The organism is Enterobacter sp. CRENT-193 (assembly GCF_002787395.1).
Lineage (GTDB): Bacteria > Pseudomonadota > Gammaproteobacteria > Enterobacterales > Enterobacteriaceae > Enterobacter > Enterobacter hormaechei_C.
Window position 1 is genome coordinate 40,000 of the sequence record NZ_CP024812.1, and the last position, 16,908, is coordinate 56,907.

17 protein-coding genes are annotated in these 16,908 nt (G+C 55.8%); 7 read left to right on the forward strand and 10 right to left on the reverse strand.

What is annotated here, in order from left to right; all coding sequences use genetic code 11:
- Nucleotides 1–38 precede the first annotated feature (38 nt).
- Both CU081_RS00190 and yjjY read right to left on the reverse strand, forming a co-directional pair.
- Entirely contained in the window at nt 39–725 is a 687-nt protein-coding gene (locus CU081_RS00190) for a tRNA/rRNA methyltransferase (protein ID WP_022650379.1), read from the reverse strand.
- A gap of 399 nt (nt 726–1,124) precedes the next feature.
- Nucleotides 1,125–1,265, reverse strand: a complete 141-nt coding sequence (gene yjjY, locus CU081_RS00195) for a protein YjjY (RefSeq protein WP_001541509.1) — start codon at nt 1,263–1,265, stop codon at nt 1,125–1,127.
- A gap of 95 nt (nt 1,266–1,360) precedes the next feature.
- Between yjjY and arcA the strand changes: the two genes are divergently transcribed.
- On the forward strand, nt 1,361–2,077 hold the full coding sequence (gene arcA / locus CU081_RS00200) for a two-component system response regulator ArcA (RefSeq protein ID WP_003856501.1): 717 nt from the start codon (nt 1,361–1,363) through the stop codon (nt 2,075–2,077).
- Nucleotides 2,078–2,125: 48 nt separating this feature from the next.
- Here arcA and creA read toward each other — a convergent pair whose 3' ends face one another.
- Nucleotides 2,126–2,596: a protein CreA gene (gene creA / locus CU081_RS00205; RefSeq protein WP_003856503.1), complete on the reverse strand. Its 471-nt coding sequence runs from the start codon at nt 2,594–2,596 to the stop codon at nt 2,126–2,128.
- Nucleotides 2,597–2,812: 216 nt separating this feature from the next.
- Between creA and robA the strand changes: the two genes are divergently transcribed.
- Complete coding sequence (robA, locus tag CU081_RS00210; RefSeq protein ID WP_022650378.1) at nt 2,813–3,682, forward strand: MDR efflux pump AcrAB transcriptional activator RobA; 870 nt, start codon at nt 2,813–2,815, stop codon at nt 3,680–3,682.
- Here the strand turns inward: robA and gpmB are convergent.
- A complete protein-coding gene (gpmB, locus tag CU081_RS00215) occupies nt 3,679–4,326 on the reverse strand; it encodes a 2,3-diphosphoglycerate-dependent phosphoglycerate mutase GpmB (RefSeq protein WP_008502057.1) in 648 nt (215 codons plus the stop codon). The genes robA and gpmB overlap by 4 nt on opposite strands.
- A 48-nt stretch (nt 4,327–4,374) precedes the next feature.
- On the opposite strand from gpmB, the gene yjjX reads away from it, so the two are divergent.
- On the forward strand, nt 4,375–4,890 hold the full coding sequence (yjjX, locus tag CU081_RS00220; protein ID WP_022646994.1) for an inosine/xanthosine triphosphatase: 516 nt from the start codon (nt 4,375–4,377) through the stop codon (nt 4,888–4,890).
- Nucleotides 4,891–4,917: 27 nt separating this feature from the next.
- Here the strand turns inward: yjjX and trpR are convergent, their stop codons facing one another.
- Nucleotides 4,918–5,247 (reverse strand): trp operon repressor, encoded by a 330-nt coding sequence (gene trpR / locus CU081_RS00225; RefSeq protein WP_010427104.1) that lies wholly within the window; start codon nt 5,245–5,247, stop codon nt 4,918–4,920.
- Between the two features lie 55 nt (nt 5,248–5,302).
- On the reverse strand, nt 5,303–7,240 hold the full coding sequence (gene sltY, locus CU081_RS00230; RefSeq protein ID WP_022650377.1) for a murein transglycosylase: 1,938 nt from the start codon (nt 7,238–7,240) through the stop codon (nt 5,303–5,305).
- Nucleotides 7,241–7,466: 226 nt separating this feature from the next.
- Here sltY and ettA point away from each other — a divergent pair, with 226 nt between their 5' ends.
- Nucleotides 7,467–9,134 (forward strand): energy-dependent translational throttle protein EttA, encoded by a 1,668-nt coding sequence (gene ettA / locus CU081_RS00240; protein WP_003856515.1) that lies wholly within the window; start codon nt 7,467–7,469, stop codon nt 9,132–9,134.
- Nucleotides 9,135–9,225: 91 nt separating this feature from the next.
- On the opposite strand, the gene CU081_RS00245 is transcribed toward ettA, so the two are convergent.
- Nucleotides 9,226–10,125 (reverse strand): LysR family transcriptional regulator, encoded by a 900-nt coding sequence (locus tag CU081_RS00245; protein WP_022650376.1) that lies wholly within the window; start codon nt 10,123–10,125, stop codon nt 9,226–9,228.
- A gap of 108 nt (nt 10,126–10,233) precedes the next feature.
- Between CU081_RS00245 and CU081_RS00250 the strand changes: the two genes are divergently transcribed.
- Entirely contained in the window at nt 10,234–11,235 is a 1,002-nt protein-coding gene (locus CU081_RS00250) for a zinc-binding alcohol dehydrogenase family protein (protein WP_022650375.1), read from the forward strand.
- A gap of 97 nt (nt 11,236–11,332) precedes the next feature.
- Here CU081_RS00250 and nadR read toward each other — a convergent pair whose 3' ends face one another.
- The 3 genes from nadR to serB are packed head-to-tail and all read right to left on the reverse strand — an operon-like array spanning nt 11,333 to nt 14,966.
- Nucleotides 11,333–12,565 (reverse strand): multifunctional transcriptional regulator/nicotinamide-nucleotide adenylyltransferase/ribosylnicotinamide kinase NadR, encoded by a 1,233-nt coding sequence (gene nadR / locus CU081_RS00255; protein ID WP_003856522.1) that lies wholly within the window; start codon nt 12,563–12,565, stop codon nt 11,333–11,335.
- Between the two features lie 35 nt (nt 12,566–12,600).
- Nucleotides 12,601–13,986, reverse strand: coding sequence for a DNA repair protein RadA (gene radA / locus CU081_RS00260; RefSeq protein WP_003856523.1), 1,386 nt, complete (start codon nt 13,984–13,986; stop codon nt 12,601–12,603).
- Nucleotides 13,987–13,997: 11 nt separating this feature from the next.
- On the reverse strand, nt 13,998–14,966 hold the full coding sequence (serB, locus tag CU081_RS00265; RefSeq protein ID WP_003856524.1) for a phosphoserine phosphatase: 969 nt from the start codon (nt 14,964–14,966) through the stop codon (nt 13,998–14,000).
- A gap of 117 nt (nt 14,967–15,083) precedes the next feature.
- Here serB and CU081_RS00275 point away from each other — a divergent pair, with 117 nt between their 5' ends.
- Both CU081_RS00275 and lplA read left to right on the forward strand, forming a co-directional pair.
- Complete coding sequence (locus CU081_RS00275; RefSeq protein ID WP_022650374.1) at nt 15,084–15,728, forward strand: YtjB family periplasmic protein; 645 nt, start codon at nt 15,084–15,086, stop codon at nt 15,726–15,728.
- A 39-nt stretch (nt 15,729–15,767) separates the two neighbouring features.
- Entirely contained in the window at nt 15,768–16,784 is a 1,017-nt protein-coding gene (gene lplA / locus CU081_RS00280; protein ID WP_022650373.1) for a lipoate--protein ligase LplA, read from the forward strand.
- Nucleotides 16,785–16,908: the final 124 nt, after the last annotated feature.

Sequence of the window (16,908 nt, forward strand, 5' to 3'; positions counted from 1 at the left end):
CAGCAGGATCGGCCATAATAAAAACCTATGGCACTATTTTACTCCGCTAATTTTTTTTCAATATCATGAAGCAATCGGTGCAGCATTGCCGTGTCGCGCTGTTCAAGACGCCCCAGGCGCTGCTGTAACCACTCCACCATTTTTTGATCGTCAGCGACGCCCAACTGCGCAAGAAGCTTATCTGCACGAACACGCAGTGCCGCCAGCTGGTTTTCATCCGAAACTGTCACCGGTGGCTGAGAAATTTGTATTAAGGATGCTAATTGATAGCAATAGACCATCACCGCCTGCCCCAGATTGAGTGACGGATAATCCGCCACCATCGGCGCGCCCGTCAGCACGTCAGCCAGCGCCAGCTCTTCGTTAGTCAGCCCGGAATCTTCTCGCCCAAACACCAGCGCGGCTTTCTCCAGCCACTGGCTTTTCTCTTCCAGCATCGGCACCAGTTCAGCAGGCGTGGCGTAATAGTGAAACTTCGCCCGGCTGCGCGCGGTCGTCGCGACGGTAAACGAAATATCGTGGAGTGCGTCGGCGAGCGTAGCGTAAGTGGTTATATTATCGAGAATATCACCCGAACCGTGCGCCACCCAGCGCGCAGCAGGCTCCAGATGCGCCGTGCTGTCCACAATACGCAAATCGGTAAAACCCATAGTCTTCATGGCACGCGCCGCAGCGCCAATATTTTCAGCTCTTGCTGGTGCCACCAGCACAATCGACAGATGCATTTACGCTCTCTTTTTAATCAGTTAGCAGGTAAAAATGTGATTCAGTTCAACATATTACGCAGCACGAATTTACATTTTTGCAACACAAATCACCGAAATAGCGTTTCATAACAATTAAAAAAAGCTAAACTATTTTGTGGCTGAACAATCAGTTAGAATGTTAACAGAAGACCATTATCCTTATGTTTTGTAATGATAATGACCATATGAATACTCTTTTCTGATTGGATTCGTACCGTTTATCAATCAATGTCCGCAACTAGTTGGTTTATTGAAAAATTGTGACAAAGGCTAGCATTCAGCTACGATGATTTCATCAAACTGTTAACGTGCTACAATTGAACTTGATATATGTCAACGAAGCGTAGTTTTATTGGGTGTCCGGTGTCACTTAGCCTGTTATGTTGCTGTTAAAATGGTTAGGATGACAGCCGTTTTTGACACTGTCGGGTCCAAAGGGAAAGTACCCACGACCAAGCTAATGATGTTGTTGACGTTGATGGAAAGTGCATCAAGAACGCAATTACGTACTTTAGTCACGTTAAGCCGATCATGTTAATTTGCGACATGCATCAGGCAGGTCAGGGACTTTTGTACTTCCTGTTTCGATTTAGTTGGCAATTTAGGTAGCAAACATGCAGACCCCGCACATTCTTATCGTTGAAGACGAGTTGGTAACACGCAACACGTTAAAGAGCATTTTCGAAGCAGAAGGCTACGATGTCTTTGAAGCGACCGATGGCGCAGAGATGCATCAGATCCTTTCTGAAAATGATATCAACCTGGTGATTATGGATATCAACCTGCCGGGCAAAAACGGGCTTCTTCTGGCGCGCGAACTGCGTGAACAGGCGAACGTCGCGTTGATGTTCCTGACAGGCCGTGACAACGAGGTTGATAAAATTCTTGGTCTGGAAATCGGCGCGGATGACTACATCACCAAGCCGTTCAACCCTCGCGAGTTAACCATTCGTGCACGCAACCTGCTGTCCCGCACCATGAATCTGGGTACGGTCAGTGAAGAGCGTCGTAGCGTCGACAGCTACAAATTCAACGGCTGGGAACTTGATATCAACAGCCGTTCGCTGATTAGCCCGAACGGTGAGCAGTACAAACTGCCGCGCAGTGAATTCCGCGCGATGCTGCACTTCTGCGAGAACCCGGGCAAGATTCAGTCTCGTGCAGAACTGCTGAAGAAAATGACCGGTCGTGAGTTGAAGCCACACGATCGTACCGTTGACGTAACCATCCGTCGTATTCGTAAACATTTCGAATCTACGCCTGATACGCCGGAAATCATCGCCACGATCCATGGTGAAGGCTATCGTTTCTGCGGTGACCTCCAGGAGTAATCCTCACGTCACGCAGTAAAGAACGGCGCATTTGCGCCGTTTTTTTTATTAATGCCACGGCATAATCGGCACCGCGCTAATCGCGTTTTTCGGTGAGCCTTCCACGACTTTGTCCGAGTAGGCCAGATAAGCCAGGGTGTTACGCTTCGCATCATAAAAACGGACCACCTGTAGCTTTTTGAACACCAGCGAGGTCCGTTTCTGGAATACAACGTCGCCCTGCGCTTTGCCGTTTTTAATTTTGTCACTCAATTCCACCGGTCCAACCTGCTGGCAGGAGATGGCCGCGTCAGACGTGTCTTCAGCCAGCCCCAGGCCGCCTTTAATCCCGCCGGTCTTCGCCCGGCTGACATAGCAGGTGACGTTTTTAACGTCCGGATCGTCAAACGCCTCCACCACAATTTTGTGGTCCGGCCCAAACATTTTAAACACGGTATCCACGGAGCCAATTTGCTCCGCCTGCGCCACGCGCCCTGCCATCAGCGCCAGTGCTGCAAAGACTAAAACCTTGTATTTCATATTGTTACCATTCATAAAAAATTACGCTGAGCGATTATTCAACAGGTTAGATAAAAATGTAGCAAGATCACAGGATTAGAATATATCCGCACATAAATCACCATAAAAAGCATTTATGCGCAAAAAAAAACACTGAATGCTAAAACGTCAAAAAATGCTATTATTCGCTAACCTGTAAACAGGCACCTGCGGCAGTTTTAAGGATGAGGATAGTATATGGATCAGGCTGGAATTATTCGCGACCTGCTCACCTGGCTGGAAGGTCATCTCGACCAGCCATTGTCACTGGATAATGTGGCGGCAAAAGCAGGCTATTCCAAGTGGCATCTGCAAAGGATGTTCAAGGATGTCACCGGTCATGCTATCGGTGCCTATATTCGCGCACGTCGTTTATCAAAGTCTGCTGTTGCGTTGCGCCTGACCGCGCGACCAATCCTTGATATTGCCCTGCAATATCGTTTCGATTCACAGCAAACTTTCACCCGCGCCTTTAAAAAGCAGTTCTCGTTAACGCCAGCGCTTTATCGCCGCTCGCCGGACTGGAGCTCCTTTGGTATGCGTCCGCCGCTGCGTCTGGGCGAGTTTGCGATGCCAAAATATGAAATCATCACCCTGCCAGAAACGCACCTGGTCGGCACCACGCAGAGCTACTCCTGTTCCCTTGAGCAGATCTCCGAGTTCCGCCATCAGATGCGCGTTCAGTTCTGGCGCGAATTTTTAAGCCATGCTCCGGCGATCCCGCCGATTCTGTATGGTTTGAACGAAACGCATCCAAGCCAGGAAAAAGATGACGAGCAGGAGGTGTTCTATACCACGGCGCTGACGCCTGATATGGCGAACAGTTACATTCATGGCTCGAAGCCTGTCGTGCTGGAAGGCGGCGAGTATGTGATGTTCTCATACGAAGGTTTAGGAACGGGCGTTCAGGAGTTCATCCTGACCGTTTACGGGACCTGCATGCCGATGCTGAATCTGAATCGCCGTAAAGGTCAGGACATTGAGCGCTACTATCCGGCGCAAGATGCTAAACCGGAAGAAGGCCCTATCAATCTGCGTATGGAATTCCTGATTCCGGTACGTCGTTAACGCTGCAATTCGTCCAGTGCAGGGGCATCAAGATGCGAAATGTCCCCTGCCATCTCAACCACCCACCCCGATGCCAGCCAGGCACTTTCCTGATAGTCGATACGGGAAATGGAACAGTTGCGCAGACGCAAACGGCGTTCGGCGTAAGCGGGCAGTCCCAGAATGGTGCTCACCAGACAACCCAGCGCGATACCGTGGCTCACCAGCAGCGGTCGGCTACCTGCCGGGAGTTTCAGGCACTCGGCCAGGGCGGCATGCATACGTACGCTGAGCTCCTGCATGGATTCGCCCTCAGGAATACGGCCATCTTCGGTACCGTTTACCAGCGTGCGTCGCCAGCCCTCTTCCGTTTCCGTCAGCGTATCGATATGGCGTTTTTCCAGCACGCCCATATCCAGCTCGCGCAGGCGCGGCTCAAGCATGACGTCACAGCCGCAGGCGTCTGCGATGATGCGCGCCGTCTGCTGTGTGCGACCTAAGTCGCTGGTAATCACGTGGGTAATGCCCAGCGTTCTGGCGCGTTCCGCCACCTGCCACGCTTGCTGCACCCCCTTCTCAGTGAGAGGACTGTCTGACTGGCCTTGAATACGTCGCTCGGCGTTCCACTGCGTTTCACCGTGGCGAACAAGGTATACCTGTAACATGCTTTTTTTCCGTTATACTGCGATGAATTTTTTAAATCGAGCTTAATTATGCACCATGTTGTCTCTGCTACCACCAATCCTGCCAAAATTCAGGCAATTCTAAGGGCATTTGAAGAGATCTTTGGCGAAGGATCCTGCCATATTGACGCCGTCGGCGTCGAGAGCGGTGTGCCGGAACAGCCGTTTGGCAGCGAGGAAACACGCGCTGGCGCACGAAATCGCGTGGCGAATGCAAAAGCCGCCGCGCCAGACGCTGACTTCTGGGTCGCGATTGAAGCTGGTATCGACGAAGGAGCGACCTTCAGCTGGGTTGTCATCGAGAGCCGCGAGCAGCGCGGCGAAGCGCGTTCTGCCACGCTGCCGCTGCCGGAGGTCATACTGGAGAAAGTCCGCGCGGGTGAGGCGCTGGGGCCGGTAATGTCGCACTATACCGGCATTGATGAGATTGGTCGTAAAGAGGGGGCGATTGGCGTCTTTACCGCGGGCAAGCTCACCCGTTCGAGCGTTTACCACCAGGCCGTTATTCTGGCGTTAAGTCCGTTCCATAACGCGATTTATCGTTAAGTCTGTAGGCCGGATAAGGCGAAGCCGTCATCCGGCGTTTTTCAACAACACCGCTTCCAGCCACTGGCGCAGCTCAACGGGCGCCGACTTCAGGCTGTTCGATCCGCGGGTAATCGTCGCAATGCCCGCGCCGAGCTCATTTTTCAGCTCGCGCTGGCTCATCTCGCCGCGCAGCAGCTCTTCAATGATCCGCACGCGCGTGCCCAGCGCCTCACGCTCGTCTGGCGTGAGCATTAGCTGCATCAGGGGTAAATGCAAATCCTGCTCATAAGACTGGCGAAGCAGCTCCACAAAACGAAGCCACTCCTGATGACGTTGTTCGGCCATGGCCGAGGAATACGGGGAATGCTGGGTCATGTTATGCTGCCTCTTGTACTCATTAGCGAGTACAGCATAACACAACCCGCGCCGATCAGTAACGTCTCTGCCACTCGGCATCGCTCATCAGGGTATCTTTCTGCCCCATGAAGTAGCGATAGTAGGCGTCATAGGCCAGCACGTTCTTCACATAGCCGCGCGTTTCCGAGAACGGAATGCTCTCGACAAACGCCACGGCGTCGATACGCCCTGCGCTGTTACCAAGCCATGTCCGCACGCGGCCTGGCCCGGCGTTGTACGCCGCTGACGCGAAGATACGGTTATTACCGAACTGCTGATAGACGTACTGCAAGTAGCTGGTACCGATGTTGATGTTGGTCTCCGGATCCAGCAGCTGGGACGGGCTGCTGTAGCCTGGAATATTAAACATCTTCACCGTGTGCGTCGCGGTGCCCGGCATAATCTGCATCAGGCCGCTGGCACCCACTGGTGAACGCACTTTCGGGTTCCAGGCGCTCTCCTGACGGGCAATGGCCATCGCGTAGCTTTGCGGAATATCTTTGCCGCTGGTGTAGCGATCGAACAGATCCTTATAAGCCAGCGGGAAACGCTCTTCGAGATGATCCCACAGTTTGCCGGCGATCGTCGCCTGCACGCTCAGATCCCACCAGCGATTATCAAACGCATAGCGGGCAAGCTGCGCTTTCTCTTCAGTGGTACGGCTGGTGACCAGATTCGCCCATTCGCTGCGCGCGGTATTATCCAGATTCCAGTACATCAGCTCGCGCACGCGCGCCATTTCCGGCCCCTGCGTCAGCGCCGGGTTCGCGTTGGCTGGCGCTTTGTCGATCTTCAGGGTGTACTCCTCGCCCAGACGCTGCGCCGCCGCCATCGGGTAGAATCCGCGCTGCTGCATCAGGGAGTGGAGGATCTCTTTGGCTTCATCGTCACGACCACGCTCCAGCAGCAGGTCTGCCTGCCAGTAACGCCATTCATCTTTCTCTTTGGCATCCATCGGCAGACGCGCCAGCCAGGTATTGAGGCCACGACGATCGCCCGTTCCCAGCGCCATGCGCACGCGACGCTCCACCAGCGAGACAGAGTTTGAACGCATCACCGCATCATCACGCCAGCGCGCCTGTTCGTCGGTGACATCTGTTCCCATCAGTCGCCATGCCACGATATCGCGCAGCTCCTGAGTTTGATCGTCATTAAGCTGCTGGGCCTGCACCAGCTGCGGGATCATCAGCCTGGCGTTTTCCACATCATCACGCGCCACGCTGGCAAAGGCCACCGCCGCCATCTGGCGGGTAAAATCGGTCGCGCCGGTGGTACGCGCAAACGTCAGGACAGTGTTCGGATCGTTTGCCAGGCCGATAACGGCAGAAGCAATGGTCTGATAATCCGCCGGCATTTGCCCCGCCAGCACGGTGACCAGCCGGGTGTTTCCGGCCTTCATCGCCAGGCGAATACGTTCCAGGTAAGAGAGCGGATCCTGCTTGCCCGAGGCGCGCCAGGCGCTGAACAGCGGGTCACAGGCGTTTGGCTGGCTTTTGCCCGTCAACCACAGCTCTTTCGCACCGACCCAGGCTTCCTCCTGCTGACCGGTCGCCCATTTCGCATAATAGTAATTACACTGCGCTTCCGTCGCGCCCGGTTTATCCGGGCTGAAAGCCAACAGGCCGCGCCAGTCTTCGCGACGGGCAAGCTCGTTCACGAACCGGGACTTCAGGGTGCGCGCAGGCGGCAGGGTCGGGTTCGCCTGAATGAAATTATTCACGGTGACGGTCGGCTGGTTCATCAGATCGTCCGTGATCTGGCGATACTCCAGATACGGATACAGCGGATAATCCTTGAGCGTCGGCATCAGCGCCTGCACGGTATCCATCTGCTTGTTGTCCCATGCCTGCTTAATCTGGGCATAGCGGCTACGTTGTTCGTCCAGTGAATCGGCATGCACCGCCTGGCTTACCGCCATTACGCATACGCTGGCAGCCAGCAGACGCCAGACCACCCGTTTGGCTTTTTCCACAAGCTCTTCCTCATTGTTTTTCGTCAGTTGCAGCGTCTTGCCACGTCAAAGTTACATCAACTTATGCTAACCAGGCATCCCACAACGCGCCACGTCATGGACACTTTTTTACCTTTCTTGCGCGTTTTAACACTCCCGACGTTCCTGGCTGGGATTAGGGCGTGAAAAAGGCTACACTTCGAGGCTGAAATTCATTCTCATCACGATAAAAGAGGCGAAGTCCAACGTGGCTCAATTCGTTTATACCATGCATCGTGTCGGCAAAGTTGTCCCGCCGAAACGTCATATTCTTAAAAATATCTCGCTGAGCTTCTTCCCGGGCGCAAAAATCGGTGTTCTGGGTCTCAACGGTGCCGGTAAGTCCACCCTGCTGCGCATCATGGCCGGCATCGATACAGACATCGAAGGTGAAGCCCGTCCGCAGCCTGGCATTAAGATCGGCTACCTGCCGCAGGAACCTCAGCTGAACCCGGAGCACACCGTGCGTGAATCCGTTGAAGAAGCGGTATCCGAGGTGGTTAACGCCCTGAAAGGTCTGGATGAAGTGTATGCCAAATACGCCGAGCCGGATGCGGACTTCGACAAACTGGCCGCTCAGCAGGGCAAATATGAGGAAATTATCCAGGCGCACGATGGTCACAACCTGAACGTGCAGCTGGAGCGCGCGGCTGATGCCCTGCGTCTGCCAGACTGGGATGCGAAAATCGCTAACCTGTCCGGTGGTGAACGCCGCCGCGTGGCGCTGTGCCGCCTGCTGCTGGAAAAACCAGACATGCTGCTGCTCGACGAACCGACCAACCACCTGGATGCCGAATCCGTGGCGTGGCTGGAGCGCTTCCTGCATGACTTCGAAGGCACCGTGGTAGCGATTACCCACGACCGTTACTTCCTCGACAACGTTGCGGGCTGGATCCTGGAGCTGGACCGCGGCGAAGGTATTCCGTGGGAAGGCAACTACTCCTCCTGGCTGGAGCAGAAAGACCAGCGTCTGGCGCAGGAAGCGTCTCAGGAAGCCGCCCGCCGTAAGTCTATTGAGAAAGAGCTGGAGTGGGTGCGTCAGGGCGCGAAAGGCCGTCAGTCTAAGGGCAAAGCCCGTCTGGCACGCTTCGAAGAGCTGAACAACACCGAATACCAGAAACGTAACGAAACCAACGAACTGTTTATTCCACCTGGAGCTCGTCTGGGGGATAAAGTGGTTGAAGTGACTAACCTGCGTAAGTCCTACGGCGACCGCGTGCTGATCGACGATCTGACCTTCTCCGTTCCGAAAGGCGCTATCGTCGGCATCATCGGTCCGAACGGCGCGGGTAAATCCACCCTGTTCCGCATGATGTCTGGTCAGGAACAGCCTGACAGCGGCTCTATCACCCTGGGTGAGACCGTGAAGCTGGCCTCCGTTGACCAGTTCCGCGACGCGATGGACAACAGCAAAACCGTGTGGGAAGAAGTCTCCGGCGGTCTGGATATCATGCGTATCGGCAACACCGAGATGCCAAGCCGCGCCTATGTTGGCCGCTTTAACTTCAAGGGCACCGACCAGGGCAAACGCGTGGGCGAGCTGTCCGGCGGTGAGCGCGGTCGTCTGCACCTGGCAAAACTGCTCCAGGTTGGCGGCAACGTTCTGCTGCTCGATGAACCCACCAACGACCTGGACATCGAAACCCTGCGCGCACTGGAAAACGCCCTGCTGGAGTTCCCGGGCTGCGCGATGGTTATCTCGCACGACCGCTGGTTCCTGGACCGTATCGCGACCCACATCCTGGACTACCAGGACGAAGGTAAGGTGGAGTTCTTCGAAGGTAACTTCACCGAATACGAAGAGTACAAGAAACGCACGCTGGGCGCAGACGCGCTGGAGCCGAAGCGTATTAAGTACAAGCGTATTGCGAAATAAAAGCAAAACGGCAACTTCGGTTGCCGTTTTTTATGTTTGTTCCCTCTCCCCGTGGGAGAGGGCCAGGGTGAGGGCATCAGGCCGCACAAAATCACCCGCCCACGTAATACCGCTTCACCTCATCAAACTGCATCGCAAAGTCGATATAGCTCATCAGCGCAGGCGAATTGAGCTTACGACTCGGGTAGGCCAGCCAGAGATCGTTTCCCTCAACGCTCCACGCCGACAGCACCTTCACCAGCGCGCCCTTTTCGATCTTATCTTCCAGCAGGAATGCGGGTAACAGCGTGATCCCCGCCCCGGCAATGGCGCATTCCCTGGCGTACACCAGATTATCCGTCATATGAGCGTTATCCGGCAGGTAGCGGTAATCCTCATTCTCGCTTCGCAGAAGCCACTCCGACCATGCCCGGTGCGTAATGCAGCGATGCTCCACCAGCTGTCGGGGATGAATTAACGGCTCCCGGCGTGCCAGGTAGTCGGGCGAGGCCAGCATGTAGCGCGGACAGTGCCCAATCATGCGGCCAATCAGGGAAGAATCCTGCGGTTTGCCGGTGCGCAGCGCCACGTCAAAGCCAGACTCGACCAGATCCACCACGTCGTCTGAGATCGACACATCCAGTGACACGTCCGGATAGCGAAGCTGGAACTCGGCATTCATATGCGCCAGCAGCGTCGCGCCAATTCCTGCCGGACAGGTGATCCGCAGCCGCCCGCTGGGGTTTTCTCGCAGCCGCTGAATGGCATACTCCGCGCGCTCGCTGGCCGCCAGCATCTCGCGACAGTGCACCAGATAGTGCTCGCCCGCAAACGTCAGGCTTATTCTGCGCGTCGTGCGATTCAACAGACGGATCCCCACCTGCTGCTCCAGCTGGCTAATACGCTGGCTGACGCTGGATTTTGGCAGTTCCGCCTTCTGCGCCGCCGCGGTAAAGCTGCCCATCTCGGCCACCAGCGCAAACAGTGCCATATCCTGAAGCTGTTTAAACATGATTGTTCACTCTGTACGAACGCTGAGTTCTGGATTGTCCATCTTATCATGCGGCTGACCACTTAATAGACTAGCCTCAACAAAACGAATGCCATTGAGGAGCACACCATGTCAGTGAAAGCCATTGCCGTTAACCCAGAAAATCCCTCCACCTTCGTTGAAATCACCCCGCCGATGCCGCAGCCCGGCGAACACGATCTGCTGGTGGAGGTGAAAGCCGTCTCCGTAAACCCGGTGGACACCAAGGTACATGCAGGCATTGCTAAAAGCGGGCTGAAGGAGCCGCGCATTCTCGGGTGGGATGCCAGCGGGATCGTAAAAGCCGTTGGGGCTGGCGTCACCGGATTCAAACCGGGTGACGAAGTGTGGTACGCGGGGGATATCACCCGACCGGGCAGCAATACCACACATCAGCTGATCGATGCGCGCATTGTCGGGCACAAGCCTGCAAGCCTTGACTGGGCCGCCGCGGCTGCACTGCCGCTGACGGCGCTCACCGCGTGGGAAGGCCTGTTTGAACGGCTGAAGATTCAGGATGCCGACGCAGATAAAACGCTGCTGATTATTGGCGGCGCGGGCGGGGTGGGATCGCTGGCGATCCCGTTTGCGAAGCACAACAGCAAGGTAAAGGTGATCGCAACGGCGTCCCGTGAAGATTCCGCCCGGTGGTGCCGCGATCGCGGTGCAGATGTGGTGGTGAACTACCGCGATCTGAAAGGCGAACTGGCGAAGCACGGGCTGACCTTTGTGGATTACATTTTCATCCTCAACGACACCGACGGGCACTGGGATGCGGTCAGCGACCTGATTGCACCGCAGGGGCATATCTGTTCCATCGTTGAGAATGAACATCCGCTGAACCAGGACAAGCTGAAGTCCAAATCCGCCGCGCTGCACTGGGAATTTATGTACACCCGCAGCATGTATCAGACGGCGGATATGGCGCGTCAGGGAGAGATCCTGGACGAAGTCGCGAAGCTGGTGGATAACGGCGTAGTGGAAAGTTCGCTCAGCGAAACGCTGCACGGGCTAAGCGTGGAAAGCATTACCGAAGCGCACCGCAAGGTGCTGGAGGGGCATATGCGTGGGAAGGTGGTGGTTGAGTATTGATTGGACTGATTCCCTCACCCCGGCCCTCTCCCAAAGGGAGAGGGTGATTAAAGTCCCCTCTCCCTTTGGGAGAGGGTTAGGGTGAGGGGTAAATCTTTTACCCCTGCTCCCCCATCATCTCCTTCACCAGCTCGACGCAGCGCAGGAAACGGGTGTCGTAGTCCGACTCTTCCACATGGACAAACTCAACGTTGTTCTCGTTAAGCATCTCTACCAGCATGGTCTGGAACTCACGCCTGTCCACGGAGCTGCCCAGGCTGCGCATGCCGTCGGCCACCCATGGGGTGTTGTTTTCCAGCAGGATCACCAGGTCAAAGCGGTATTCGTCAATCAGCGCCTGCACAAACGGGTGCTCGCGCCCCTCGTACTTTTTGCAGAACGCCTGCGTGGTGACGAAATCGGTATCAATAAAGGCGACTTTATTGGCGTATTTCACCGCGAAATCAATGTACTGGGCATGACCGAGCGCGATTTTATCGTAGTCGGAATACTGCAACGCCATCTCGTCGCCGCCAAGGTGTGAAAAGACATAATCGCGGCCATACTCCCACGCGCTGGTGGTGTTGAAGATGTTCGCCAGCTTATTGACCAGCGTCGATTTCCCGCTCGACTCGCCGCCGAGGATCGCCACCGTACGCACGAAGAACGGCTTCACCTCGGTCGGGATGTAGTCCCAGTAACGGAACGGGTTCTCGCGAATCTGCGCCCCGCTGATGTTCATGAAGGTGCGTTTAGGATCGATCAGCACCGTCTCGATGCCCAGATGCTCGCGGAACTGCGGCGCGTCGGACTCTTCAGAGGTGTAGATCCAGTTAGGCGCAATGCCCTTCTCTTCCATAAACGCTTTGATGCCGTTGCTCCACACGTCCCAGCCGTGCGGATACGGCTCCATGCCCTCTTCGTTAAAGGCATGAATACGAATATTTTTCTGATATTTAAAGGTCTGAAGCAGCCAGCGCAGGCGGTCCGGCACGGTGGGCTGCTGCGACATGGCGCTGTCTTCAAACAGCTGGCGATCGCGGGTTTCATCATAACCCATGATGATATGCAGCTCGTCGACCTGGCTACAGGCGCGCTGGATCAGATAGATATGCCCGGTATGCAGCGGGTAGAACTTACCGAACACCACGCCAATGTTCTTTTGCATCCGCGGAAATTCAAGCCCCAGAAAACGGTGCAGCGCTTCCAGCTTCTGCGCGCTGGGGCTTTTGATTTTGGCGTTCAGCAGTTGGCTCAGGTAGCCCTTGGTCATGCCGCTGGCGTCCGCCACCTGCTGCAACGTGCAGCCCTTCTGGCGGATAGCGGTCTTGATGTAGTCAAATGATGACATAAATTACGGTGCCTCCTGCAAAATCGAATACGTAATTATAAGTCGTCAAAGACATTTAACGCATCTGCGAGTTTTTTAACGCCAAAAACCTGCATCCCTTCCGGAATTTTTTTCGGCACGTTGGCGGCCGGAACAATCGCGCGGCGGAAGCCATGTTTTGCCGCTTCGGAGATACGCTCCTGACCGCTCGGCACCGGGCGGATCTCGCCGGCCAGCCCTACCTCACCAAATACCACCAGATCCTGCGGCAACGGTCTGTCGCGCAGGCTGGAGACCATTGCCAGCAGCAGCGCCAGGTCCGCGCTGGTTTCCGTAACCTTCACCCCACCAACCACATTGACGAACACATCCTGATCCGCCATTTGCAGACCGCCGTGACGGTGCAGCACCGCCAGCAGGATCGCCAGACGGTTCTGTTCCAGACCGACCGCCACGCGCCGCGGGTTGCCCATCATTGAGTGATCCACCAGCGCCTGAATTTCAACCAGCAGCGGACGCGTTCCTTCCCACAGCACCATCACCGAACTCCCGGACGTGATCTCGTCGCCACGGCTCAGGAAGATGGCCGACGGGTTGCTGACTTCGCGAAGCCCCTGCTCGGTCATGGCAAACACGCCAAGTTCATTCACCGCGCCGAAGCGGTTTTTATGGCTGCGCAGGGTACGAAAACGGGAATCCGCATCGCCATCGAGCATTACCGAGCAGTCGATACAGTGTTCAAGCACTTTCGGTCCCGCCAGCGAGCCGTCTTTGGTCACATGACCAACCATCACAATCGCCACGCCGCGCGTTTTGGCAAAGCGCGTCAGGTAGGCCGCGGTTTCACGCACCTGCGCCACGCTTCCCGGTGACGACTGAATGTCAGCCATATGCATCACCTGAATGGAGTCGATCACCATCAGCTTCGGCTGCTCTTCTTCGGCGATCATGCAGATCTGCTCGATGCTGGTTTCCGACAGCATATTCAGATTGCCGGTCGGCAGGCCGAGGCGGTGCGCGCGCATCGCCACCTGCTGGAGTGATTCTTCCCCCGTGACGTACAGGGTTTTCATCTGTTCGGCGAGCTTGCAGAGCGTTTGCAGCAGCAGGGTCGATTTACCCGCGCCCGGGTTACCGCCGATGAGTATAGCGCTGCCCGGCACTACGCCACCGCCGAGCACGCGGTCAAATTCTTTGAATCCGGTTGAGAAGCGCGGCAGCGCCTCAAGGCTGATATCCGAAAGTTTTTGTACCTTCGACACGCCTGCATTACCCGCATAGCCGCTCAGCCGTTCATTGCGGGCCACGCTCGGCGAAGCCGCCACACCACGCACTTCGGTGATGGTGTTCCAGGCATGACAGGCGCTGCATTGCCCCTGCCAGCGCGGATAATCCGCACCACATTCATTACAGACAAATGCGCGTTTTGGAGCTTTCGCCACGGTTTACCTCGTTATTTTTGATTAATGCTGCCGGAGAGAATACAGAACACCCCCATCAGATCAGCATGACGGATAGTGACTTCCGTCTTTTCATTCACTTTCGGTTTGGCATGGTAGGCAATACCCAGCCCGGCAACTTTGATCATCGGCAGATCGTTCGCGCCATCGCCGATGGCGACGGTCTGCTCGACCGGGATGGCATATTTCTCTGCCAGACGCGTCAGCGTATTGGCTTTGTACTGCGCATCCACGATGTCGCCGATGACCTGTCCGGTGAGTTTGCCGTCCATGATCTCCAGCTCGTTTGCCACCACGGTGGTCAGACGCAGCTTGTCACGCAGGTAGTCGGCAAAGAAGGTGAACCCGCCGGAGGCAATCGCCACTTTCCAGCCGAGCGTCTCCAGCTTGAGTACCAGCTGCGTAAGCCCAGGCATCAGGGGCAGTTCATCGCGCACCTGACGCAAAATGTTAGCATCGGCCCCCTTCAGGGTCGCCACGCGCTGTCTCAGGCTGGCGGTGAAATCCAGCTCGCCGCGCATCGCGCGCTCGGTGACTTCCGCCACCAGCTCTCCGCTGCCCGCCAGTTTAGCAATCTCGTCAATACACTCGATCTGAATGGCGGTGGAGTCCATGTCCATTACCAGCAGGCCGGGCGTTTTCAGGTGCGGAATTTTGCCGAGGGGAGCAACGTCCAGCCCGGCGTCGTGCGCCAGACGCGTGGCGCGCTGCGTCAGGGAACCCGCCAGGCGAATGACCTGATAATCTTCCACACACCAGGCCGCAACGATGACCATCGCTGCGCCCAGTTTGGTTTGATACTGGGTGAGGCGTTGCTTATCCAGGCCGCGTCCGTACAGCAGCCAGCCGCTACGGCCAGCGTGGTAATCGAGAGGCATCACCTCATCGCCACTTAAAGAGAGCGGCAATCCTGGCCATAAAGAGACATCCGTTGGCAGGTCGCACCAGGTAATGTTCGGCATTGAAGCTCCTGTAATTTCGTTCGCGCCGGAAGGTTCCAGAGGGAAAATAACGCATGAGGCTACCCTGTAACCATCACTTCTGGCAACATTAAGCCGTAAATTTTAAGCAGGTGGAATATGGCTCGCGCAAAACTGAAATTCCGGCTTCATCGCGCCGTGATTGTCCTGATCTGTCTCGCACTATTAGTGGCGCTGATGCAGGGGGCATCCTGGTTTAGCCAGAATCACCAACGACAGCGTAACCCGCAGTTTGAGGAGCTGGCCCGGACGCTGGCGCACCAGGTGACGCTCAACGTTGCGCCGTCTATGCGCACCGAAACGCCGGATGATAAGCGAATAGCCCAGGTATTGCGCCAGCTTACGGAAAACAGCCGCATTCTGGATGCGGGCGTGTACGATGAACAGGGCGACCTGATTGCCCGCGCGGGTGAGCATGTCGACGTGCGCGACAGGCTGGCGCTGGACGGCAAAAAAGCCGGTGGTTATTTCAACCAACAAATCGTCGAACCCATTCAGGGCAAGAATGGTCCGCTCGGCTATTTACGTCTGACACTCGACACCCACACCCTGCCAACCGAAGCCAAACAGGTGGATAACACCACCAATATTTTGCGCCTGATGCTGCTGCTCTCACTGGCGATTGGCGTGGTACTGGCACGTACGTTGCTCCAGGGCAAGCGCACCCGCTGGCAGCAGTCACCGTTCCTGTTAACCGCCAGCAAGTCGGTTCCCGAAGAGGAAGAGAGCGAGAAGAAAGAATAGTGATAAAGTAGGCGGATGATTCGGAAAAGGAACTCTGCCATGTCGACGTTACGCCTGCTAATCTCTGACTCTTACGATCCCTGGTTTAACCTGGCGGTAGAAGAGTGCATCTTCCGCCAGATGCCTGCCACCCAGCGCGTCCTGTTTCTCTGGCGCAACGCTGATACGGTCGTTATTGGCCGCGCGCAAAATCCGTGGAAAGAGTGTAACACCCGCCGTATGGAAGAGGACAACGTCCGCCTGGCGCGCCGCAGCAGCGGCGGCGGTGCGGTATTCCACGATCTGGGCAATACCTGCTTTACCTTTATGGCGGGCAAGCCGGAATACGACAAAACCATCTCGACCTCCATTGTGCTTAATGCGCTCAATTCGCTCGGCGTGACGGCTGAAGCCTCGGGACGTAACGATCTGGTGGTCAAAACGCCCGATGGCGACCGCAAGGTATCCGGCTCTGCCTATCGCGAAACGATGGATCGGGGATTCCACCACGGCACATTATTGCTGAATGCCGATCTGAGCCGTCTGGCTAACTACCTTAATCCAGATAAGAAAAAGCTACAGGCTAAGGGTATTACCTCCGTGCGCGGGCGCGTGGCGAATCTGGTGGAACTGCTGCCCGGGATTACTCATGAGCAGATTTGCGATGCGATCCGTGAAGCCTTCTTCGAACATTACGGTGAGCGGGTAGAAGCTGAAGTGATCTCCCCTGACAAAACACCGGACCTGCCCAACTTCGCGGAAACCTTTGCGCGCCAGAGCAGCTGGGAGTGGAACTTCGGCCAGGCACCGGCCTTTTCACACCTGCTGGACGAACGGTTTACCTGGGGCGGAGTGGAGCTGCACTTTGACGTGGAGAAGGGCCATATTACCCGCACGCAGGTCTTTACGGATAGTCTCAATCCTGCACCGCTGGAGGCGCTGGCCGCACGTTTACAGGGCTGTCTGTACCATGCAGACAGTCTGCAACAGGCGTGCGAAGCGCTGTGGGTGGATTTCCCGGACCACGAGCGGGAGCTACGGGATCTCTCCCAATGGATCGCTGGCGCGATGCGTTAATAAAAACACATAAGGGAAGTGAATACGCTTCCCTTATTCCTGACAATTAACACATGTATATAAATAAACAGGGAACATACACAAAATATATATTTATAGCTTATATATTAAGGGGAATTACATT

Coding starts and splice junctions, on each gene's coding strand:
- robA (WP_022650378.1), top strand. CDS start 2,813: ATGGATCAGGCTGGAATTATTCGCGACCTGCTCACCTGGCTGGAAGGT.
- CU081_RS00275 (WP_022650374.1), top strand. CDS start 15,084: ATGGCTCGCGCAAAACTGAAATTCCGGCTTCATCGCGCCGTGATTGTC.
- CU081_RS00190 (WP_022650379.1), bottom strand. CDS start 725: ATGCATCTGTCGATTGTGCTGGTGGCACCAGCAAGAGCTGAAAATATT.
- nadR (WP_003856522.1), bottom strand. CDS start 12,565: ATGTCATCATTTGACTACATCAAGACCGCTATCCGCCAGAAGGGCTGC.
- arcA (WP_003856501.1), top strand. CDS start 1,361: ATGCAGACCCCGCACATTCTTATCGTTGAAGACGAGTTGGTAACACGC.
- trpR (WP_010427104.1), bottom strand. CDS start 5,247: ATGACCCAGCATTCCCCGTATTCCTCGGCCATGGCCGAACAACGTCAT.
- CU081_RS00250 (WP_022650375.1), top strand. CDS start 10,234: ATGTCAGTGAAAGCCATTGCCGTTAACCCAGAAAATCCCTCCACCTTC.
- creA (WP_003856503.1), bottom strand. CDS start 2,596: ATGAAATACAAGGTTTTAGTCTTTGCAGCACTGGCGCTGATGGCAGGG.
- CU081_RS00245 (WP_022650376.1), bottom strand. CDS start 10,125: ATGTTTAAACAGCTTCAGGATATGGCACTGTTTGCGCTGGTGGCCGAG.
- gpmB (WP_008502057.1), bottom strand. CDS start 4,326: ATGTTACAGGTATACCTTGTTCGCCACGGTGAAACGCAGTGGAACGCC.
- yjjX (WP_022646994.1), top strand. CDS start 4,375: ATGCACCATGTTGTCTCTGCTACCACCAATCCTGCCAAAATTCAGGCA.
- serB (WP_003856524.1), bottom strand. CDS start 14,966: ATGCCGAACATTACCTGGTGCGACCTGCCAACGGATGTCTCTTTATGG.
- lplA (WP_022650373.1), top strand. CDS start 15,768: ATGTCGACGTTACGCCTGCTAATCTCTGACTCTTACGATCCCTGGTTT.